This window comes from Streptomyces polyasparticus, assembly GCF_014493765.1.
Lineage (GTDB): Bacteria > Actinomycetota > Actinomycetes > Streptomycetales > Streptomycetaceae > Streptomyces > Streptomyces polyasparticus.
Genome location: NZ_JACTVJ010000006.1, coordinates 1 through 20,949, shown reverse-complemented (window position 1 = coordinate 20,949; position 20,949 = coordinate 1). Strand labels below are relative to the sequence as shown.

The following is a 20,949-nucleotide window of genomic DNA, read 5'->3' as shown; positions in this document are numbered from 1 at the left end:
GACGACGAGGAGGAAATGCCTCTGTCGCTCCGCCTCTCAATAGCGGACACCCTCACGCTCGGTAACGCCACGTGTGGCTTCATGGCGGTGTACTTCACCACCACCGGCATCCTCATCCCGCACTTCACGGGCAGCGAGGAAGTCGGCATGGCGCGGCACAGCGCGGCCACGGCCGTGATCCTGATGCTGTGCGCGGCCGTCTTCGACCTGTTCGACGGCCTGGTCGCGCGCAAGCTGCGTTCCTCGCCGATGGGCGCCGAGCTGGACAACCTCTCGGACCTGATCAGCTTCGGCCTCGCGCCGGCGTACTTCGTGCTCGTGTACGGCATGGTGACGGACGGCGCCCACCAGAAGGTGGCCGCGGTCGGGGCGATCGTGGTGCTGCTGGCGGTGGTGCTGCGGCTTGCGCGGTTCAGCTGCGTGACGGTGAAGGACGGCACCTTCCAGGGCATGCCCTCACCGTTCGGCGCGCTGACCGTGGTGTCGATCGTGCTGCTCGAGCTGCCGTTCATCGCGACGCTGCTCGCGGTGGCCGGTACGGCCTGGCTGATGGTCTCGCGGGTCGAGTACCCGAAGCCGCGCGGCCGCCTGGCCGTCGCGATGCTGTCGTGGATCGTGCTCAGCATGGGTCTGCTGGCGGCGTGGGCGTTCGACGCTCCCGGCGGACAGCTGCTGCTGCAGACGGGCTGTGCGCTGCAGCTCGTGCTCGGTGCGGTGATTCCGCTGTTCGCCACGGCTCGTCGGGTGAACAACTTCCGGGACAACCGGCGTGAGGCGCGGGCGGCGCAGCTGCCCTAGCTTGTTCGTACGTGACGAAGGGGCCCCACCGTTTTCGGTGGGGCCCCTTCGCGTTGGGCTGGGCCTGTTGGGCTGGGTCCGGTGGGCTGGGCGGGCGTCAGGGCTGCGTATCCGTGGGCGCGGCGAAGCGGGACTGGCCCGGGAGAGCGCCTCGTCGCCCAGCTGAGCGTCCGCGAGGCGGCTGACGGCCCAGGGCCGGGCACTCGGCCGGATCGTCCGGCAGATCCTCGTTCAGGACCTCGGAGCGGGCCTTCCGCGCCCTTCGCGGCCCGGCTCACGGCCGCATAGCGGGACGGGGCCCGAACCGGAACGGTTCGGGCCCCGCCTGCGTGCTGCCGCCTCGGTCAGGAGCGCTTGAAGCTCTGCGCCGCCTCCGAGACCTCCGGCTCGCGGACCACCGACGAGCCGCCCTTCGCGGCCTTGTCGGGCTTGATGATCACGCTCTCCAGGGACGAGGGCGCGTTCGGGTCCGTGAAGTCGTGGACGCCGAAGCCCGCGTTCCAGTCCTTGATGCTCAGCAGGGCCTTGTCCACGCCGTCGCGCGTGAGGTCCTTCTTCTCGCAGGCCCGGGTGAGCGCCTCGCCCATGGTCTTGGCGGCGGTCCAGCCCGCCACGACGCCGTTGTCGAGGGCGTCCTTCGGGTAGGCGGCCGTGTAGTCCGCGGCCAGCTTGCTCGGGCCCTCGGCGTCGTCGCCGATGGGCAGGGCCGGCGTGGCCACGTAGTACATCGCCTCCAGCGCGGGCGCCGCCTGGGTGGCGAGCAGCTGCGGGGCGTACGCGGAGTTGTTGCCGATGATCGGCACCTTGAGGCCGCCGGCCGCCGCGACACCGACGAGCGAGGCCGCCTGGCGCGGGCCCGCGCTGATCACGATCGCCTTGACGCCGGACTTCTTGAGCGCGGCGACCTGCGCGGTCATGTCGTTGTCGGTCGGCTTGATCTTCTGCTCGACGATGGTCAGGTCGTTCTGCTCCGCCATGTACTTCGAGCCGGACAGCGCGTTCTCGCCGTAGTCGCCCTCGAAGTAGACATGACCGAGCTTGTCGCCCTTCTTGAGCCCCTTCTCCTTCATCAGGAAGTCGATCGCGTTGATCGTCTCGATGTCGTACGTGGAGCCGAGGACCCGCACGTAATCGGAGCCGAGCAGCGAGGCCGACCAGGCCTGCGGGAGCACCAGGGGCTTGTCCGCGTCGATGCGCTGCTTGACGGAGGCGACGAACGGCGAGCCGATGAACTGGGCGAAGCCGAGCACCTCCGGCTCCAGCTCCGTGTAGCCCGCGACGGCCTTCTGCGGGTCGTATCCGTGGTCGCGGACCGTGAGTTCCAGTTGGCGACCGCAAATGCCGCCCGCGGCATTGGTCTGCTTCACGTAGAGCTGCTGGGCCTGGGTGACGCTCTTGCCGAGGGTGGCGTACACACCGGTCATATCGGTCAGGGCGCCGAGCTTGATGGTCTTGTCGGTGACGCCCACATCGGTCTTCACCCCGCCGGCGCCCGCCTTGCCGGTGTCCTTGTCCTTCGCCTTGGAGCTGCAGCCTGCCGCTCCCGCGATGGCCAGGACCGCGGCGATCGCCGCCGCCGTGGCCTTCCTCCTGTGTGCACGCGCTGTTGTCATCGGTCGTTCCCTTCAGAGCCGGAGGGTTCCCCTGGAGTTGCTTGTGTACGCCGGGCGGCGAGGCGGACGAGACCGCCCGGCAGGAAGAGCACGACGGCCACGAGGGCGGCGCCGTAGAGGTACTTCGCGGCCTCACCCGGACTGACTCCGCCGGTACCGACGTCGGAGACCAGCGGCAGCGAGTCGCTGTAGCGGGTGAGGATCTGGGGCAGCAAGGACACGAAGACCGCGCCGACGACGGCACCGGAGACCGAACCGAGGCCACCGATCACGATCATGGCGAGATATTCGAGCGAGAGGACCATGCCGAAGTACTCGGGCACGGTGCGCTGGAAGACCATGGCGAGCAGGACGCCCGCCAGGCCCGCGTACATGGAGGAGAGCACGAACACCGCGGCCCGGTAGCGGGCGACGGGCACGCCCATCACCCCGGCCGCGATCTGGTGGTCGCGGATGGCGTTCATGGCGCGTCCCGGGCGGCCGCGCAGCACCCCGCGGGCGAACAGACCGCCCGCGGCGAGCAGCACGAGCCCCAGGTACCAGAGCTTCTCCGAGGCCCCGAACGGCACGGCGGCGACCATGAGTTCGCTGTCGTCGAAGGTGAGGCCGAAGAGGTTGAGGGGCGGTACGTCACGGCCGTTGAAGCCGCCGGTCAGATCGTGCGCGTTGAACAGCACATGCTGGCCGATGAAGATCAGCGCGAGCGTGGCGATACCGAGGTAGGCGCCGCGCAGCCGGCCCGCGATGGGGCTGAAGACGCCGCCCGCGATGCCCGCGAGCCCGACGGCGAGGACCATCGCGATCCCGGTCGGAAGACCGAGCCCGGTGAGGCCGTCGTCCCCGTCCCCGGCGAAGGCGCAGTATCCGTACGCGCCCACCGCGAGGAAGAAGGCATGGCCCATGGAGAGCTGGCCGGTGGCGCCGGTGAGCAGGTTGAGCCCGATCGCGCCGATCGCAGCGGCCATCGCGAACAGACCGGCCTGCAGCCAGAACCGCTCCAGGTAGAACGGCAGCACGAGCAGCAGCACGGCGCCCGCGATCCATACGTAGATCCGGGGGCCCGGCAGCTTCCGGGTGCGGGCGGCCGGCGCGTCCGCGGCCGGCTTGGTGAGGAGGTCAGACACGGGCGAGCTCCTTCGTACCGAACAGGCCTGCGGGGCGGACGAGGAGGATCGCGACCATGACGAGGTAGGGCGCGAGTTCGCCGAGTCCGCGTCCGAGGAAGGTGAGATCGCTCTGGTAGCCGGTCGCGAGGGACTCGGTGACCCCGACGATCAGTCCGCCGACCAGGGCGCCCGTGGTGGAGTCCAGGCCGCCGAGGATCGCGGCGGGGAAGGCCTTCAGCGCGGCGAGCGACGTGGCGCGTTCGAGGCCGGGTGTGGGGAACACCGTCAGGAACAGCGCGGCCACCGCGGCGAGCCCGCCGGCGACGGCCCAGGCGCCGAGCGAGACCCGGCCGAGGCGGATGCCCATGAGGGCCGCGGTCTCGGCGTTCTCGGCGGCGGCCCGCATCGCCACACCCCAGGAGGTGTAGCGGAAGGCGAGCAGGAACGCGGTGATGAGCAGCCCGGCCGCCAGGAACGCGGCGATCCGGGTGTGCGCGATCGTCACCGGACCGATCTCCAGGAGCGAGTCGCCCCAGGGGTCGCCGACCGCGAGCACATCGGTGCCGATACGGCGGGTCAGATCGGTGACGAGCAGGATGTCCACACCGATCGTGGCGATCGCGAGGACGCTGTGGTCCTTGCCCCGGTAGCGCCGCATCACCAGGAACTCGATCGCGGCACCGACCAGGCCCGCGCCCACGATGCCGACGATGAGCGCCGGCCAGAAGCCGATGTCCTCGTGCAGCACCGCGGTGACGTAGCCGCCCGCCAACAGCAGTGAAGCGTGCGCGAAGTTGACCACCTCGGTGGCCTTGAAGATGACCACGAAGCCCAGCGCGATCAGGGCGTACACGGAGCCCATGGAGACGCCGTTGAGCAGCAGTTCTATGAAGGTGCTCATGACGCGGTCTCCTCGCTCTGGCCGAGGTAGGCGCGTACCACTGCCGGGTCGTTCTGTACGTCTGCGGGGGTGCCGTCGGCGATGCGCTTGCCGAAGTCGAGAACGGTCACCGAGTCGGCGAGCCGCATGACCATGCCCATGTCGTGCTCCACGAGGACGATCGAGATTCCGAGGCTGTCGCGTACACCCGCGATCACTCCTGCCGTACGGCGCCGCTCGTCGGCGGTCATGCCGGCCACCGGCTCGTCGAGCAGCAGGAGCTTGGGCTCCATGCACAGCGCGCGGGCGAGCTCGGCGAGCTTCTGCAGGCCGTACGGCAGGGAGCCCGCGGGCTTGTCCAGGTGCTCCTCGATGCCGACGAACGCGGCGATCTCCCGGACCCGTTCGCGGTGCCGCGCCTCTTCCCGTACGGCCTGCGGAAGACGCAGTCCCGCGGCCACGAAGCCGGTACGGGTGAGGCGGTGGCGGCCGAGCAGGAGCGAGTCGGCGACCGTGGCGCGCGGGGGCAGGGCCAGGTTCTGGAAGGTGCGGGCGATACCGAGCGCGGCGATGCGGTGCGGAGGCTCGCCGGTCAGTTCCTGATCTCCGAAGCGGACGCTGCCGGAGGTGGCCCGGTAGACGCCCGAAAGGACGTTGAAGCAGGTGGACTTGCCCGCGCCGTTGGGCCCGATGACCGCGTGCACGGTGCCGGGCGCCACGGTGAAGTCCACCGCGTCCAGGGCGGTGAGCCCGGAGAACCGGACGGTGAGTTCCCGTACTTCGAGTGCGGGGACGATCATCGGGCCTCCTCCCAGCGCGTGAGGACGGGGTGCTTGGCGGCGGCCTGCGAGGCATCGGCTGCGGCATCCTCGTCGACCACGCCGAGATAGCGGCGGCGCACCTCGTCGGAGGCGGCGAGCGTGTCGGCGTTGCCGGAGAGGGTGACCTCGCCGACTTCGAGTACGTACGCGGTCGTCGCCAGCTTGAGCGCGAGCGCGGCGTTCTGCTCCACCAACAGGACCGAGACACCTTGGGAGTTGATCTCCCGGATGGTGTCGGCGATCCGCGTCGCCATCATCGGCGCGAGGCCGAGCGAGGGCTCGTCGAGCAGCAGCAGCTTGGGCTCGGCCATCAGCGCGCGGCCGACGGCGAGCATCTGCTGTTCGCCGCCGGAGAGCAGTCCCGCGCGCTGGTGGGCGCGTTCGGCGAGCACCGGGAAGAGCTCGTGCACGCGGCGCAGCGCCGCGGACTTGGCCGTGCGGTCACCGCGCGATCCGAGCGCTCCGGCGCGCAGGTTGTCCTCGACGGTCATCCGGGCGAACACCTGCCGCCCTTCCGGTACTTGGCAGATGCCCTGCGCGACGATCCGGTCGGCCCCGTGGGCCTGCACCGGCTTTCCGTCGAAGTGCACGGTCCCGGTGGCGGAACCGCCGTGGAAGGCGAGGGTGCGGGAGATGGCGCGCAGGAGCGTCGACTTCCCGGCGCCGTTGCCGCCGAGCACGGTGACGACACCGCCTTCGGGCACATCGAGCGATACCGAGCGCAGGGCACGCACGGGTCCGTAGGACGCCGACAGGTCGCGCACGGAGAGTGCGGCACCTTGCATGGCTCCCCTTTCGAAAGCCGGGCCCATCAAGGGGCAGCGCGGTTTGGGGTCGGCACAGAATCAGCACCGACCAGCCGGTATGTCTACGGGTCAGTAATGAAACGTTGCCCATGACCAGACGAGGCCCCCGGCCGTTGTGCTGCTGCACAAGACCCCGTGTCAGGGGCCTATCCGCCCGGGGTCGCAGGTGGCATCCTCGGCGCTCATGGCGGCTCGAGGACCTCGTACGAAGCAGGAGTGGAAGGTGCTCGCCGAGACGTGCGAAGCACTGCTCACGCGCGTTCCGGACCTGGTGGACGGGCATCTTCGGCTGCTCGACGCCCACTCACCCACCTATGAACACGTCATCCCCTACGACCAGCACTGGCAGCAGGCGGAGGTCTCGATACGGATCGGGATCGAGTCCATCTGCGCGCCCAAGCACTCGCCGCGCCGCGACCTGGAACGCGCGGAGTGGGTGGGCCGGCGCAGCGCCCAGCAGGGCCTGCCGCTGAACCTCCTGGTGCACGCGTACCGGCAGGCGGGGCGGCTCGTCTGGGACGAACTGCTCGCCGAGGCGCAGCGCCCCGGGCACCCGGAGCGGCTGCCGGTCCTGATGCAGTCGGCCTCGATGGTCTGGTCGGCGGTCAACGACCAGGAGGACACGCTCTCGGAGGCGTACCGCGCGACGGAGCTCGAACTGCGCCGCCGGACCGACGAGCGTCTGCAGGCACTGCTCGACGCCCTGCTCGACGGCCAGGCCGCACCGGAGCTGACCTCGCGCGCCGCGGCCGGACTCGACCTGCCCGAGCAGGGCCGGTACGCGGTGGTCGTGCTGCCGCTCGACCGCCGCGACGGCAGCGAACTGCACCGGCTGATACGGGCGACGGGCGTCCGCTTCGTCTGGCGGATGCGGGCGGACTGCGAGCTGGGGGTCGCGGCCCTCGACGCATCGGTCGGCCTGGACGCCCTGTCCGGACTGCTCGACTCGGGGTGCACCGGCCCCGGCGGGATCTCACCCGTGGTCAGCGGCCTCGCGGAACTCGGCCGGGCACGCCGCCTCGCCGAACTCGCCCTGCGCACCTGTCCCCCGGACTCGACGGCGATCGTCCGCCTCGACCGCCGCGTCCCCACGGCCCTGGTCGTCGGACAGCCCGAGCTGGCCGCCCGCCTGGTCCAGGACGTGTTCGGCCCGCTGATGTCCCTTGACCCCGCCGACCGGGCGGTCCTCCTGGAGACCCTGGACGCCTGGCTCGACTGCGAGGGCTCGGCGGGCCGCGCCGCCGGCCGCCTGTACTGCCACCGCAACACCGTCTTCAACCGCCTGCGCCGCCTCGAACAGCTCACGGGCCGCGATCTGTCCCGGCCGCGGGATCTCACGGAGATGACGCTGGCGTTGGACGCGCATCGGTTGGCGGTCGGCTGAGGTGCGTTCTGGGCTGCGGTGGGGTGGCGCCTGCCTGCGGTTTCGTCGTCGGCTGCGGGTGGGTGGCGCCTGCGGCGGGCTTTTCTCCCCGCCCCGCCCCTTCCCGAAACCGAGGGCTTCGCCCCCGGACCCCCTTTCGCGGAGACCCCGGGTGGGTGGGCCCGCGGGGGCTTCGCCCCCTGCACCCCCGCATCCGCACTTCGTGCGGATCTGCTCAATCGCCGCAGGGGCTGAAATGTGCACCCGCGAGACGGCCGGAGGGGACGGGGTGGGGTGCCTGGTTTTCGGGCGGTCCGAGACGACAACGCGAGTCCCTCGGTACCGGCTCACATTGCCCGAAAACCAGGTACCCCACCCCGGCACCGACCCAGAAGACGAACCGCAGGCGGCAAAACGCACCGGCAGAACGCCGGACACGAAGCAGCACCCCCAGCAGCGGGGGCCTGGGGGCGCAGCCACCAGCGGGGGCCCGGGGGCAGAGCCCCCGTGACGTCACGGGTTCGCCAACGCCAGCGTGCGCGACGCCAGCGAGGTGATCGACACTCCGTCCCAGCCGAAGACCGCGCTGCGTACGCGGTCCTCCAGCGGATCCACCCACTCCGGCGGGATCGCCGAGGCCCCGCACAGCACCCCGGCCACCGACCCCGCCGTCGCCCCGTTGGAGTCCGTGTCCAGACCACCCCGCACCGTGAGCGCGATCGTCGAGGTGAAGTCGCCCTCGCCGTAGAGGAGCCCGGCCGTGAGGACCGCAGCGTTGGGAACGGTGTGGATCCAGTCGAGGCCCGCGACCTCGGCCTCCACCGCCTCCAGCGTGGACTCCCACGTCAGCCCCGACGCGTACAGCGCCATCACCCGACGCACGGTCCGCGCAAGCCGACTGCTCGCGGGGAAGACGGCGAGCGAGGCGTCGAGCGCCTCACGCACGGACGACGCGGTGAACGCCGCCGAGATCAGCGCCGCCGCCCACATCGCCCCGTACACCCCGTTCCCCGTATGCGAGAGCACCGCATCCCGCCGCGCCATCGCCGCCGCCCGCCGCGGCTGCCCCGGATGGGTCCAGCCGTGGATGTCGGCACGGATCAGCGCACCGATCCACTCCTGGTACGGGTTGTCGTACGTGGCCGTCAGCGGCGGCTTCAGACCGTTCGCCAGATTGCGGTACGCCACCCGCTCGGCCGTGAACGTCTGCAGGAACGGCAGCCGCAGCAGCCACAGCTCCCCCACTTGCTCGGTGCTGAACGAGAACCCGTACGTCTCCAGAAGCTCGAGCCCCAGGATCGCGTAGTCGATGTCGTCGTCACGGCAGCTGCCGTGCACCCGCCCCCGTACGCACGAGCGCCACTCGGGCCGCAGCTCGAACTCGCCCTCGCAGCCCACGGGTTCGGGCAGATAGCCGGTGAGCGGCAGCGCGTCGAAGCGGCGCAGATACGCGTCGATGCGCTGCCGCGTCCAGTAGTCGCCCCGCTCGACCGGCTTGCCCAGCATGTTGCCGGCGATGCGGCCGAGCCAGCCGCCGAGGATCCGGTCGCTCAGGTCCGTATCCGTCATGGCTTGGGTCTACCCCGCACCACATCGCCGACCCGCACCGCTTCCCCGACCCCCACCACATCGCCGACCGGCACCGCTTCCGCGAACCGCACTACTTCTCCGCCCCGTACAGCTGATGCACCGCCTTGCCGCCCTCTCCCAAGGGCACGCTGATGTGCTCCAGTACGTCTTCGAGTACGTCGATGTCCCCGGTTCTGACGAGCGGCTCGGGCCAAGGGGCGGCAGCCGCCGCGGGCGCCGCCAGCGTCAGGGCCGAGACCACCGCGGCCGCCAGGGCCCCCGCTTCTCGTGCGCGCATCACGGGCTCCCCGGATCCTCGTCCTGGCTGCGGGACTTGATGGCCCTGCGCAGTCGGTGGTGGCGGGTCGGGGACTGTTCGGTGATCGCGTCGCCGACCATCGCCTTGACCGCGTCCCGCAGACCGTGCAGCGCGTGGTGGCGCCGCGGGCCCGCGCCCGGGTCCTCGCGGAGTTCCTTCAGGAGCGCCCAGCACAGCGCCAGCATCACGATGACGAACGGCAGCGCGACCAGGATGGTGGCGCTCTGCAGCGAGTTGAGCCCGCCGGCGACGAGGAGCACCGCGGCGACCGCGGCCATCAGGACACCCCACACCACCACCAGCCAGGTCTTCGGGTGCAGCGCTCCGCGGCTGGTCAGCGAACCCATCACCAGCGAGGCGGAGTCGGCGCTGGTGACGAAGTACGTCATCACGAGGATCATCGCGATCCAGGAGGTGACGGTGCCGATCGGCAGCGCGTCGAGCATCGCGAACAGCGCGGCCTCCGGGCCTTCGGAGATCTGCCCCGCCATGTCGGCCTTGCCGGTGGCGTCGAGGCGGATGCCCGTACCGCCCATGACGCAGAACCACACCACGGTCGCCGCGCTCGGCACGAGCAGGACGCCGATGAGGAACTCGCGGATCGTGCGGCCGCGCGAGATCCGCGCGATGAAGGTGCCCACGAAGGGCGCCCACGACATCCACCAGGCCCAGTAGAAGATCGTCCAGCTGCCCAGCCAGGAGCTGTCGGTGAAGGCTCCGGTGCGGGTGGCCATCGGGACGAGGTTGATCAGGTAGTTGCCGACGCTCGCGGGGATCGCGTCCAGGATGTAGACGGTCGGGCCGAGCACGAAGATGAAGACCATCAGGCAGGCGGCGAGCACGATGTTGAGCGTCGAGAGCCATTTGACGCCCTTGTGCAGGCCCGAGAACGCGGAGCCGACGAAGGCCGCGCCGAGCGCCACGATGATGATCACTTCGAGCGAGGTGGAGTCCTCGACGCCCGTGGTCAGGTTGAGGCCCTTGGCCACCTGGAGCGCGCCGACGCCGAGGCTGGTCGCGGTGCCGAAGACCGTGGCGAAGACCGCGAGCAGATCGATGAGGCGGCCGGGCCAGCCGGCCGCCCTGCGCTCGCCGATCAGCGGGACGAACACCGAGCTCAGCCGGTTGCCGCGGCCCTTGCGGAAGCCCGCGTACGCGAGCGCGAGGCCGGCGATGCCGTAGATCGCCCAGGGCGTGAGCGTCCAGTGGAAGAACGAGTACTGCAGCGCCGTGCCGGCCGCGCTGTCCGTGCCGGGCTCGACCCCGGCGGCCGCGGGCGGCGGGCTCAGATAGTGCTGGAGCGGTTCGCCGACTCCGTAGAACATCAGGCCGATGCCCATGCCCGCGCTGAACATCATCGCGATCCACGCGAGGTTGGTGAACTCGGGCTCGGAGTCGTCGCGGCCGAGGCGGATCTGGCCGAAGCGGCTGACGGCGATCACCGCGCAGAGCACCAGGAAGATGTCCGCGGCGATCACGAAGAGCCAGGCGAAGTTCTCCAGGACCCAGGCGAGTGCGGTCGAGGAGGCGCTGTCGAAGGACTTCTTGCCGATCGCGGCCCAGGCCACGACGCCGACGACGGCCGCGACACCGATGCCGACCACAGTGAGGTCGGGTTCGCGCTCCTCGGCGGGGCCGCCGGGCTCGGCGGCGTCGGTGCGTCCGGGGGGTCCCGGAGGTTCTGCGGGGCCGTTCTGATCGATCGTTTCCGTGCTCATGGCGCCCCACTATGGTCGGAAATAGTGGTGTTTTTCGCCTGGGCGCGCCGTCTCAGCGCACGGGCGGCCATGGGCAGGGACCCCTTGCTCCGGTTAAGGTCGGGGCGGCGCGACTGCCTTGACGCGAGCAAGGCCCGAAAGCAAGGGGAACCAAGGTGGCGGACGCTGCAGAGACGGCTCACTCGGCGAGTGCGAGCCGGGTGCTGATAGCCGCGGACAAGTTCAAGGGTTCGCTCACGGCCGTGCAGGTCGCTGAGCGGGTCACGGCCGGGCTGCGCCGTGTGCTGCCGGAGCTCGCGGTCGAGGCCCTGCCCGTCGCGGACGGCGGCGACGGCACGGTGGCGGCGGCGGTCGCGGGCGGCTTCGAGCGGCGCGAGGTCGAGGTCACGGGCCCGCTGGGCGAGCCCGTCACGGCCGCTTATGCGCTACGGGGCGACACCGCCGTGGTCGAGATGGCCGAGGCCTCCGGTCTCCAGCTGCTCCCCGAGGGTGTCTTCGCGCCGCTGACCTCGACCACGTACGGCTCCGGTGAGCTGCTGCTCGCGGCGCTCGACGCGGGTGCGCGCACGATCGTCTTCGGTGTCGGCGGCAGCGCCACGACCGACGGCGGCGCGGGCATGCTGGCCGCGCTGGGCGCCAAGTTCCTCGACGCGGCCGGTGAGGCGGTCGGCGCGGGCGGCGGTCCGCTGGCCGATCTCGCCACCGCGGATCTGTCGGGCATCGACCCGCGCTTCGCCGAGGTGGACCTGGTCCTCGCGAGCGATGTCGACAACCCGCTGACCGGCCCGAAGGGCGCGCCCGCGGTCTATGGTCCGCAGAAGGGCGCGACGCCCGAGGACGTCGAGACCCTGGACGCCGCGCTCGGACACTTCGCGCAGGTCCTGGAGAAGTCCATCGGGTCGAAGGCCGCCGAGCTCGCCGCGTCCCCGGGTGCGGGCGCCGCGGGCGGTATCGGCTACGGCGCGCTCGTCGCGCTCGGTGCGCGGTTCCGTCCGGGCATCGAGGTCATGCTCGACGTGCTGGGCTTCGCGCCCGCGCTCTCGCGCGCCACGCTGGTGATCACCGGCGAGGGCTCCCTCGACGAGCAGACCCTGCACGGCAAGGCCCCGGCGGGTGTCGCCGCGGCGGCGCGTGCGGCCGGTGTCGAGGTCGTCGCGGTGTGCGGCCGACTCGCCCTGCCCCCGGAGGCCCTGGGCAAGGCCGGCATCCGCCGTGCGTACCCGCTCACCTCGGTCGAGCCGGACGTGGCCAAGTGCATCGCCGAGGCGGGACCGATCCTGGAGCGGGTGGCGGAGCAGATCGCCCGCGACTTCCTGAGCTGATCCGACAGCGGGCGGCTCTCCGAGCCGAGCACCTGCTGGGGCGGGGCCTTGTGAGGCCCCGCCCCCGGCCGGGCGCCGGGCCGCCGCGGCCCGCGCATCCGTCCCCGGTCACGCCACCGCAGGCTCCGCATTCCGCCTGCTGAGCACATACCCCACGGCCACGGTGAGTGCGGCCGCCACCCCGGCGAGCGGCACCCCTGCGGATCCGGCGAAGGTGCACAGAAGGATGGCGAGGGCGCCGGCCGGCAGCGTGAGCTGCTGGGCGAGGGTGCGCTTGAAGTGGCGTGCGTGCAACAGCCATACGACGAGGAAGAACAGCGCCGCGGGCACGGTCACGGCCGCCGCGGCCGCGCGTTCGGAGATGTGTGCCTCGCCGACCGACTGCTCGACGGCCAGCTCCACGCCCGCGCCGATCGCGGCGGCCGCGGCGAAGACCAGGAAGTGGCCGTAGCCCCAGACGAAGCCCTGCCGGTTGGAGGCGAGGTGCTCGTGGATGGGCACCGCGAAGTAGATCCACCACGCGCAGAACACGAGGAGCAGTCCGCCGGCGGCCAGCGGAACGAGACCGTCGAGGCTGCCGTGCCCGTCTCCGTCCACGGCCTGCTGTACGGCGACGGTGGCCCCGGCGATCGTCTCGCCGAGGACGATCAGTGTGAACAGGCCGTAGCGCTCGGCGATGTGGTGCGGATGCCAGTGCGTGGCCCAGTCGCGTTCCGCCACCACGGGCACGGCGAGTTCGGCCAGGACGAGCGCGATGAACACATAGCCGCGGGCCGCGTCGGGCACGAACAGCATGCCGATCCAGCCGAGCTGGGTCAGCACGAGGCCGATGGCGTACCGCCGGGCTACCCGCTTCTCGGCCTGATCCGCGGTGCCGTGCGCGGCGCGCAGCCACTGGAAGGTCAGGGCGAGCCGCATCACCACGTAGCCGATGACCGCGAGCGTGAAGTCCCCGTCGTCGAAGGCGCGCGGGACTCCGGCGGCGAGGATGAGCACGCCGGTGATCTGGACGAGGGTCACGACGCGGTACAGGGCGTCGTCCGTGTCGTAGGCCGAGGCGAACCAGGTGAAGTTCATCCAGGCCCACCAGATCGCGAAGAACACGGCGAGGTAGCCGGTGATCCCCTGCTGCCAGTGACCTTCGGCGAAGGCATGCACGAGACGGGAGTTGGCCTGGGCGACGGCGACGACGAAGCAGAGGTCGAAGAGGAGCTCGAGCGGCGTCGCCGCCCGGTGCTGCTCGTGCCGGCTGCGGGCGGTCATTCGGGTCATGGTCGACAGCTCAGCAGGAATCCGGGACGCGGCGGGGGCGATCGGGTACGGACAGGCGGATTCGTACCGGTTCGGAGGCGGGTGCGGCGGCCGTCGACAGGCCGGGGCCCCTGGAACGGCCCTGGCATGGCCGTGGAAAACCGGTTCGCCCTCGCACCCCGCACTCCGTACCCTCGCCCCATGACCAAGCCACTCGTCGCGCTCCTCACCGGTGCCGGTGTCTCCACGGACTCGGGCATCCCCGACTACCGCGGGCCCAACGGACTGTGGCGGCGCGACCCCGAGGCCGAGAAGCTCGTCACGTACGACTACTACGTGCGCGATCCGGAGATCCGGCGCCGCGCCTGGCAGATGCGGCTCAACGGGTCCGCGCGGCACGCGGAGCCCAACGCCGCGCACCGTGCCGTCGCCGGCCTCGAGCAGCGCGGTATCCCTGTACGGGTGCTGACGCAGAACGTGGACGGACTGCATCAGCGCGCCGGTCTCTCCGAGCGCAAGGTGCTCGAACTGCACGGCACCGCACGGGAAGTGGTGTGCATCGAGTGCCATGACCGCGGCCCCATGGAGGACGCGCTCGCCCGGGTCGAGGCCGGTGAGGAGGATCCGGCCTGCCGGTCCTGCGGCGGGGTGCTCAAGTCGGCGACGGTGATGTTCGGCGAGCGGCTCGACCCGATGGTGATCGGTGAGGCGATGAGCATCGCGAAGGCGTGCCAGGTGTTCTTCGCCGTGGGCAGCAGCCTTCAGGTACAGCCCGCCGCCTCGCTCGCCGGGATCGCCGCGGAGCACGGTGCGCGTCTGGTGATCGTCAACGCCGATCCGACGCCGTACGACGCGATGGCGGCCGAGGTCGTACGGGAGCCGATCGGGACCGTACTGCCGGAGCTGCTGGGGCAGTTGGGCGCCTAGGCACACGAGGGCGCAGGCTGAGGCCACCAGCGGGCACAGGTCACCAGCAGACTCAAGCGACCAGCAGGCGCAGGCCCAGGTCGGCGGTGTCGAGCGCGGCCACGTCGCGATTGCGCTCGGCCCACCGGCCCGAGGCCAGGTCCTCGCGCAGTCCGTCCACGGCCCGCCGCTCGGCCTCGGCGCCGACCCGGGTCCACACGGAGACGGCGCGGCGCACATGTTCCTCCAGGTATGCCTCGGGCCGGCGCCAGTAGGCCTCGAAGAATCCGTCGGCGCAGTCCCACGGGATCAGCACCGGCTCGGCGCGGCCGTCGATCGCCCGGGTCAGATCGGCGAGCGAGGGCCAGTCGGTGAGCAGTCCGGCGAACTCCGGCAGATAGTCGCGCGTGAGCCAGAACCGGTCGCGCCAGCCGGTGGAGCTGGCGTCGTAGGTGAACACCACGACGCGCTTGGCCACCCGCCGCATCTCCCGCAGCCCGGCGATCGGGTCGTGCCAGTGGTGCACGGTGCTGACGGCCATCGCGGCGTCGAAGGCGCCGTCCTCGAACGGCAGGCTCTCCGCACTCGCGTCCAGGCACGGCGCCGCGCCGGCCGGACGCTGGGCGCGCATGACGGCGGAGGGTTCCACCGCGGTCACCTCGCGGTCGGCCGGCTCGTACGATCCGGTGCCCGCGCCGACGTTCAGTACGGTCCGCGCGTCCCCGAGCGCCGCCCAGATGCTCGCGGCGATCCGCGGATCGGTGCGCCGGGTCGCGGGATACGCGGACCCGATCGTCTCGTACAACTGCGCCCCGACCATGCGCAGTTGGTCCTCCGACGTGGCCTCGATTCCCATGGCCCGTGCCTCCAGTTCCCTGTCGATGCCCGTCACCATGGCGGCGGCTCGGTCGCGCTGTTCGAGTAGCAGCCCGCGCAGGCGGCGCAGCCGCGCGACCGCGTCGGTGGCCGGGTCGTCCACCAGATCCGCGATCTCGCGCAGTCCGAAGCCGAGCCGCCGGAAGGCGAGCACCTCCCGCAGCCGCTCCACGTCCGCCGCCGAGTAGGCCCGGTACCCGGCCGCGGTGCGCGCGGACGGGTGGACCAGGCCGATCTCGTCGTAGTGGTGCAGCGTGCGGACGCTCACTCCGGCCAGCTCGGCCACACGTCCCACTGTCAGGTGATCTTCCACGCCTACGACCATGCGGCATCACGTCACGTGAGGGTCAAGGGACGGGCGGGAAAAGGATGTTGAGCGGCCCGTCAGAAGAGCGCGTCGGCCACCCCGTTCGGATCGCACGCCCCCTTCCGTTCGAAGTCAAGGAGCTGCCGCTTGCGGTCGAGGCCGCCGCCGTAGCCGGTGAGGCTGCCGTTCGCGCCGACGACGCGATGGCAGGGGACGATGATGCCGACCGGGTTCTTGCCGTTGGCGAGGCCGACGGCGCGGGATGCGGCGGGGTTGCCGAGGGCCTCGGCGAGTTCGCCGTAGGTGCGGGTCTCGCCGTACGGGATCTTCAACAGCTCGGCCCATACGGTGCGTTGGAATTCCGTGCCGTCGAGGTGCAGCGGCAGGTCGAAGTCCGTGCGCTCGCCCGCGAAGTACGCGGTGAGCTGCTCGACGACCGGCTCGAATCCGGTGTCGTCCGGCAGGCCGAAGGTCTCCTGCGGCGGGCGGTGGCGCTGGTCGGTCATGTAGAGGCCGGACAGGACTCCGTCGGTCGCGACCAGGGTCAGCGGTCCGTACGGGCTGTCCATCACGGTGTGCGTGCGCATCACGAATCTCCTTGTACGGGGAGGAAGTTGATGGGGTGGTCGTCCGTGGCCCACAGGTGCTGGACCGCGTACGCGCGCCAGGGCTGCCAGGCGGCGGCACGCGCGGTGAGCGCGGCCGGGGTTGACTTGAGGCCGAGCCCTTCGGCGGCCTTGCGGACGCCGAGGTCGCCGGGCAGGAAGGCGTCGGGGTCGCCGAGCGCCCGCATCGCGATCACCTCGATGGTCCAGGGTCCGAAGCCGGGCAGCGCGGCGAGCCGGGCGCGCGCTTCGTTCCAGTCGCTCTCGGGGCCCAAGTGCAGGGTGCCGTCTGCGAGTTGGCCGATGAGGGTGAGCAGGGTCGTGCGGCGGGTGCGGGGCATCGCCAGGGTCTCGGGGTCGAGACAGGCGAGTGTCTGCGGGGCGGGGAACAGGTGGGTGAGTCCGCCCTCGGGATCGTCGATCCGCTCGCCGTGCGCCTCGACCAGGCGGCCGGCGTGCGTACGGGCCGCCGCCGTGGACACCTGCTGGCCGAGCACCGCGCGGATCGCGAACTCCGCCTCGTCCACCGTGCGCGGCACCCGCCGGCCCGGCGTCTTCGCGACGAGCGGCGCGAGCAGCGCGTCGGTGCTCAGCTGCGCGTCGATCGCCACCGGGTCGGCGTCGAGGTCGAGCATGCGGCGGCAGCGGCTGATCGCCACGGTGAGGTCGCGCTGATCGGTGAGGGAGAGCCGGCACGCGATGTGGTCCGGCTGCGGGGTCAGGGCGACCACGCCCTGCCCGTACGGCAGACGCAGCGTGCGCCGGTACGCTCCGTCGCGCCACTCCTCGACCCCGGGTACGGCGGTCGCGACGAGATGCCCGAAGAGGTTGTCGGGGTTGAGCGGCTTGCGGAACGGCAGCCGCAGGCTCAGGACGCCCGGGGCGCTCTCGCCGCGGCGGCCGCTCGCGCGGGTGCGCAGTTCTCCGGGGGTGAGGGCGAAGACCTCTCGTACGGTGTCGTTGAAGGTACGGATCGAGGAGAAGCCCGCCGCGAAGGCGATCTGCGCCATCGGCAGGGCGGTCGTCTCGATCAGGAGCCGCGCGGTCTGTGCGCGCTGGGAGCGGGCCAGGGCGAGAGGGCCCGCCCCGAGTTCGGCCTGGAGCTGGCGCTCGACCTGCCGGGCGCTGTAGCCGAGCCGCGCGGCGAGCCCTGGAACGCCTTCGCGGTCCACGACGCCGTCGCCGATCAGGCGCATGGCGCGGGCCACGAGGTCGGCGCGGTGGTTCCACTCCGGGGAGCCCGGGGTGGCATCGGGACGGCAGCGCTTGCAGGCCCGGTAGCCGGCCTGCTGGCAGGCGGCGGCGCTGGGCAGGAAGGTCATGTTCTGGGGTTTGGGTGCGACCACCGGGCAGCTCGGGCGGCAGTAGATGCCGGTGGTGCGCACGGCGGTGAAGAACCATCCGTCGAAGCGTGCGTCCTTGGACTGGACGGCTCGCAGGCAGCGCTCGGTCTCGGTGTGCATACGGACAGCTTCGTACAAGGCAGGTGGCTTGGCTGGCGGAAATCCGACATGGACGTGCGGGCTGGGTGGGGAGGTCGGGGTGCGGGGTGCAGGCACCGCGGGCCCAGGTGCAGGGGTGCAGGCACCGCGGGCCCAGGTGCAGGGGTGCAGGCACCGCGGGCCCAGGTGCAGGGGTGCAGGGGGCGGAGCCCCGCGGGCCCAGGTGGGGGGTGCAGGGGGCGGAGCCCCGCGGGCCCAGGTGCGGGGGTGTCGCCCTGCACGGGTGGATCAGGGAGCAATGGCGGCGGATTCGGGTCCAAAGACCGCAGGGTCGGGCAGGTGGCCGGAGGGACAGTGGTGGGTGGCCCGCCATCACACCGACGAACCTCGAGCCGCACCATGACCCAGCCTGCCAGCACATCGGCCGCCGCCGAGCCCGGCTCCCCTGCGCGCACTCAGCTCAAGGCACTCACCGACCGCGCCGTCCCCCAGTTCGGCGACGCGAACCTCGTGCTGCGGGCCGCGCTGGCCAGTGCGCTCGCGTGGTGGGTGGCGGCCGATCTGCTCGACCTCTCGGCGCCCGATCTCGCTCCCGTCGGCGCGATGCTGGCCTGTCAGCTCACCCCGTACGGCACCGCGCGGCGGGCCTTCCACCGCGGGGCCGGGGTGGCCTTCGGCGGCGCGCTGGGTCTGACGGCCTCGATGACGGTCGGCGTGACCCCGCTGACGATGTTCGCCACCGTGCTCGTCGGCATGTGCGCGGGACGGCTGCTCCGGCTCGGCGGCCAGGTGCACCAGATCGCCCTGACCGCGGTCCTGGTCATGGGCGTGCCGGGCCACTTCGACTACGGCGTCCACCGGCTCGCGGCGAATCTGCTCGGCGTCGCCATCGGCGCGGCCGTCGGACTCGCCGTACCGCCGCCGCCGTTCGCACGGCGCGCCTCGGAGAAGCTGGCCCACCTCTCGGGGCAGATGAGCGAGCTTCTCAATGAGATGTCCGAGCAGCTGCGGGACGGGAACTGGGACGCGCACAGCGGTGAGTGGGTCGAGCGGGCCCGCGCGCTGTCCGAGCGCCTCACCAAGGTCCGTACGGCGGTGGCCGCGGCCGAGGACGCCAACCGCTGGCGCCCGCACACCCGGGACGCGACCCTGCGCGTGGAGCGGCTCATCGAGTCGACCCGCTGCCTCGATCACGTAGGACATCAGATACGCGGCATCGCACGGGGCCTGTACAACCTGACGTATCGAGAGGGCAGGCCGCCTGCCCTGCACTGGTCGCACGAGGACCGCGCCTTGCGCCCGGAGCCGACCCGCACTCCCGAAGGCCTCGACCAGCTGCTCGCGGACCTCGCCTCGACGCTCGCCGTCCTCGCGGAGCCGCGGCTGCTGCACGACAGCCCGACACCGCAGCTGCGGGAGCGGCTGCGCAGCCTCCTGGGCGCCGCGGAGACCAGCTTCCTGACCTGTGCGCTGACGCAGCAGGCCGCGTACGCCGACTGGCGCGAGCTGTGCACGGCCGGGATTCTCGAGGACGCCCGCAAGGTGCTGCACGAGCTGGATCCGCAGCTGGGACCGCATCAGCGCGCCTTCCGCGACTGAGCGGTCCCGCGCCCCCGGTCAGAGCCTCACCTCACAGCCGCTGCAGCGGATCGCGGACCCGTGACCGTACGCGGTACCAGCCGAAGGCAAGGGCGGCGGCGATCGGCAGGATGAGCAGGACCGTCTCGCGGCCCGGGCCGTCCGTGTCGAACCACATCATGACGATCACGCCGAGCAGGAAGGCGAGCGTCAGGAAGTTCACCCAGGGAGCCGCCCAGAGCCGGAACGCCGGGCGTTCGGCGAGCCCGAGGTTGGCGCGGCGGACGAACGCCAGGTGGCAGATCATGATCATGCACCAGGTGGCGATGATGCCGAGCGCCGCGATGTTGGTGACGATGCCGAAGGCCTTGTCCGGCAGCCAGGCGTTCAGCGCGACACCGCACAGGATCACGGCCGACGTCAGGAGCACGCCCCCGTACGGCACGTTGCTGCGGCTCATCCGCGAGGTGAACCCGGGCGCGGAGCCCGCCATCGCCATCGAGCGCAGGATGCGGCCCGTCGTGTACAGCCCGGAGTTGAGGCTCGACATCGCCGCGGTCAGGACGACCATGTTCATCAGCCCGCCGGCGGCCGGCACACCGAGCCCGGAGAGCACGGTGACGAAGGGGCTCTGGCTGCCGGAGTAGGCGGTCCACGGCAGCAGCAGGACCAGCATGAAGACCGAGCCGACGTAGAAGACGGCGATGCGCCACATGATCGAGTTCACGGCCTTCGGGACCACCTCCTGGGGCTTCGCCGTCTCGCCCGCCGTGACGCCGACCATCTCGATCGAGGCGTACGCGAAGATGACGGTCTGGGCGACCAGGACCACCGGCAGCACACCGAGCGGGAACAGGCCGCCGTTGTCGCTCAGGAGATGGAGTCCGGGCACCTGCCCGTCCACCGGGTGCCGGGTGGCGAGCACCCAGACGCCGATGAGCAGGAACGCGACGATCGCGACCACCTTGACGATGGCGAACCAGAACTCCATCTCCCCGAAGAGCCGGACGGAGATGAGGTTCACGCTCAGCACGATCGCCAGCGCGATCAGCGCGAGCACCCACTGCGGGACCGAGGTGAACATCGACCAGTAGTGCACGTACAGCGCGATGGCCGTGATGTCGGCCATGCCGCTGGTCGCCCAGTTGAGGAAGTACATCCAGCCCGCGACGTAGGCGCCCTTCTCGCCGAGGAACTCGCGCGCGTAGCTGACGAAGGCGCCCGACGAGGGCCGGTGCACCACGAGTTCGCCCAGGGCGCGGACGACGAAGAACGCGAAGACGCCGCACACCGCGTACGCGACCGCGAGTCCGGGCCCCGCCTTGGCGAGGTTGCCGCCGGCGCCGAGGAACAGGCCGGTGCCGATGGCGCCGCCGATCGCGATCATGCTGATGTGGCGCGGCTTGAGTGTCTTGCTGTATCCGGCGTCGCCTACGTCGAGGACGACCTCCGGATCGGGATCGGCGGGCTCGGCGGCGGGAGAGGTGTCGAGGTCCTTGGTCACGGGGGCGTGCTCACCTTCGGCGGGCTGAACAGGGCATTTGCCTGTTCTATCCCCGAGGAGGGCGATATCCCCGTAATGCCGCGTGCTGCTAGTAGGACTTTGTTAGGTGGCTGGTCAGGTTCTGGAGTTGGTAGTTCGCTGGGGGTATGACTCCGGAGGAGCTTG

Annotated in this window: 18 protein-coding genes; 5 read left to right on the top strand and 13 right to left on the bottom strand. The window is 71.3% G+C overall.

The window, feature by feature from the left end; genetic code table 11:
* The first annotated feature begins 15 nt into the window (after nt 1–15).
* Nucleotides 16–798, top strand: a complete 783-nt coding sequence (pssA, locus tag H9Y04_RS12120; protein ID WP_093607321.1) for a CDP-diacylglycerol--serine O-phosphatidyltransferase — start codon at nt 16–18, stop codon at nt 796–798.
* 344 nt (nt 799–1,142) lie between these two features.
* On the opposite strand, the gene H9Y04_RS12115 is transcribed toward pssA, so the two are convergent.
* Genes H9Y04_RS12115 through H9Y04_RS12095 form a run of 5 tightly spaced genes read right to left on the bottom strand, consistent with a single transcriptional unit; the run spans nt 1,143 to nt 6,003 of the window.
* Complete coding sequence (locus H9Y04_RS12115) at nt 1,143–2,411, bottom strand: ABC transporter substrate-binding protein (RefSeq protein ID WP_187813813.1); 1,269 nt, start codon at nt 2,409–2,411, stop codon at nt 1,143–1,145.
* Nucleotides 2,408–3,535: a branched-chain amino acid ABC transporter permease gene (locus H9Y04_RS12110; RefSeq protein ID WP_187813812.1), complete on the bottom strand. Its 1,128-nt coding sequence runs from the start codon at nt 3,533–3,535 to the stop codon at nt 2,408–2,410. The genes H9Y04_RS12115 and H9Y04_RS12110 overlap by 4 nt, the downstream gene beginning before the upstream one ends.
* Nucleotides 3,528–4,418 carry a branched-chain amino acid ABC transporter permease gene (locus H9Y04_RS12105; protein ID WP_187813811.1) on the bottom strand — a complete coding sequence of 297 codons (891 nt, stop codon included), beginning with the start codon at nt 4,416–4,418 and terminating at the stop codon, nt 3,528–3,530. Before H9Y04_RS12105 ends, H9Y04_RS12110 begins: the two co-directional genes overlap by 8 nt.
* Nucleotides 4,415–5,197, bottom strand: a complete 783-nt coding sequence (locus H9Y04_RS12100; RefSeq protein ID WP_187813810.1) for an ABC transporter ATP-binding protein — start codon at nt 5,195–5,197, stop codon at nt 4,415–4,417. Before H9Y04_RS12100 ends, H9Y04_RS12105 begins: the two co-directional genes overlap by 4 nt.
* Complete coding sequence (locus H9Y04_RS12095; protein WP_187813809.1) at nt 5,194–6,003, bottom strand: ABC transporter ATP-binding protein; 810 nt, start codon at nt 6,001–6,003, stop codon at nt 5,194–5,196. The genes H9Y04_RS12100 and H9Y04_RS12095 overlap by 4 nt, the downstream gene beginning before the upstream one ends.
* A 205-nt stretch (nt 6,004–6,208) precedes the next feature.
* Between H9Y04_RS12095 and H9Y04_RS12090 the strand changes: the two genes are divergently transcribed.
* Entirely contained in the window at nt 6,209–7,408 is a 1,200-nt protein-coding gene (locus H9Y04_RS12090) for a PucR family transcriptional regulator (RefSeq protein WP_187813808.1), read from the top strand.
* A gap of 492 nt (nt 7,409–7,900) precedes the next feature.
* Here the strand turns inward: H9Y04_RS12090 and H9Y04_RS12085 are convergent, their stop codons facing one another.
* The 3 genes from H9Y04_RS12085 to H9Y04_RS12075 all read right to left on the bottom strand — a co-directional run bounded on the left by H9Y04_RS12085 (nt 7,901) and on the right by H9Y04_RS12075 (nt 10,993).
* On the bottom strand, nt 7,901–8,956 hold the full coding sequence (locus tag H9Y04_RS12085) for an ADP-ribosylglycohydrolase family protein (RefSeq protein ID WP_187813807.1): 1,056 nt from the start codon (nt 8,954–8,956) through the stop codon (nt 7,901–7,903).
* 91 nt (nt 8,957–9,047) lie between these two features.
* Nucleotides 9,048–9,254 (bottom strand): hypothetical protein, encoded by a 207-nt coding sequence (locus H9Y04_RS12080; protein WP_187813806.1) that lies wholly within the window; start codon nt 9,252–9,254, stop codon nt 9,048–9,050.
* On the bottom strand, nt 9,254–10,993 hold the full coding sequence (locus H9Y04_RS12075) for a BCCT family transporter (protein ID WP_187813805.1): 1,740 nt from the start codon (nt 10,991–10,993) through the stop codon (nt 9,254–9,256). The genes H9Y04_RS12080 and H9Y04_RS12075 overlap by 1 nt, the downstream gene beginning before the upstream one ends.
* Nucleotides 10,994–11,148: 155 nt before the next feature.
* Between H9Y04_RS12075 and H9Y04_RS12070 the strand changes: the two genes are divergently transcribed.
* On the top strand, nt 11,149–12,315 hold the full coding sequence (locus tag H9Y04_RS12070; RefSeq protein ID WP_308800958.1) for a glycerate kinase: 1,167 nt from the start codon (nt 11,149–11,151) through the stop codon (nt 12,313–12,315).
* A gap of 108 nt (nt 12,316–12,423) precedes the next feature.
* On the opposite strand, the gene H9Y04_RS12065 is transcribed toward H9Y04_RS12070, so the two are convergent.
* Nucleotides 12,424–13,587: a low temperature requirement protein A gene (locus H9Y04_RS12065; protein ID WP_187813804.1), complete on the bottom strand. Its 1,164-nt coding sequence runs from the start codon at nt 13,585–13,587 to the stop codon at nt 12,424–12,426.
* 180 nt (nt 13,588–13,767) lie between these two features.
* On the opposite strand from H9Y04_RS12065, the gene H9Y04_RS12060 reads away from it, so the two are divergent.
* Nucleotides 13,768–14,493 carry an SIR2 family NAD-dependent protein deacylase gene (locus H9Y04_RS12060; RefSeq protein ID WP_187813803.1) on the top strand — a complete coding sequence of 242 codons (726 nt, stop codon included), beginning with the start codon at nt 13,768–13,770 and terminating at the stop codon, nt 14,491–14,493.
* Between the two features lie 52 nt (nt 14,494–14,545).
* Here the strand turns inward: H9Y04_RS12060 and H9Y04_RS12055 are convergent, their stop codons facing one another.
* Genes H9Y04_RS12055 through H9Y04_RS12045 form a run of 3 tightly spaced genes read right to left on the bottom strand, consistent with a single transcriptional unit; the run spans nt 14,546 to nt 17,723 of the window.
* Complete coding sequence (locus H9Y04_RS12055) at nt 14,546–15,673, bottom strand: MerR family transcriptional regulator (RefSeq protein WP_214661171.1); 1,128 nt, start codon at nt 15,671–15,673, stop codon at nt 14,546–14,548.
* Nucleotides 15,674–15,732: 59 nt separating this feature from the next.
* Nucleotides 15,733–16,242: a methylated-DNA--[protein]-cysteine S-methyltransferase gene (locus H9Y04_RS12050; RefSeq protein WP_187813801.1), complete on the bottom strand. Its 510-nt coding sequence runs from the start codon at nt 16,240–16,242 to the stop codon at nt 15,733–15,735.
* A complete protein-coding gene (locus tag H9Y04_RS12045; RefSeq protein ID WP_187813800.1) occupies nt 16,242–17,723 on the bottom strand; it encodes an AlkA N-terminal domain-containing protein in 1,482 nt (493 codons plus the stop codon). The genes H9Y04_RS12050 and H9Y04_RS12045 overlap by 1 nt, the downstream gene beginning before the upstream one ends.
* 378 nt (nt 17,724–18,101) lie before the next feature.
* On the opposite strand from H9Y04_RS12045, the gene H9Y04_RS12040 reads away from it, so the two are divergent.
* A complete protein-coding gene (locus H9Y04_RS12040; RefSeq protein ID WP_187813799.1) occupies nt 18,102–19,301 on the top strand; it encodes an FUSC family protein in 1,200 nt (399 codons plus the stop codon).
* A 31-nt stretch (nt 19,302–19,332) separates the two neighbouring features.
* Here the strand turns inward: H9Y04_RS12040 and H9Y04_RS12035 are convergent, their stop codons facing one another.
* On the bottom strand, nt 19,333–20,784 hold the full coding sequence (locus H9Y04_RS12035; protein ID WP_308800957.1) for an amino acid permease: 1,452 nt from the start codon (nt 20,782–20,784) through the stop codon (nt 19,333–19,335).
* Nucleotides 20,785–20,949: the final 165 nt, after the last annotated feature.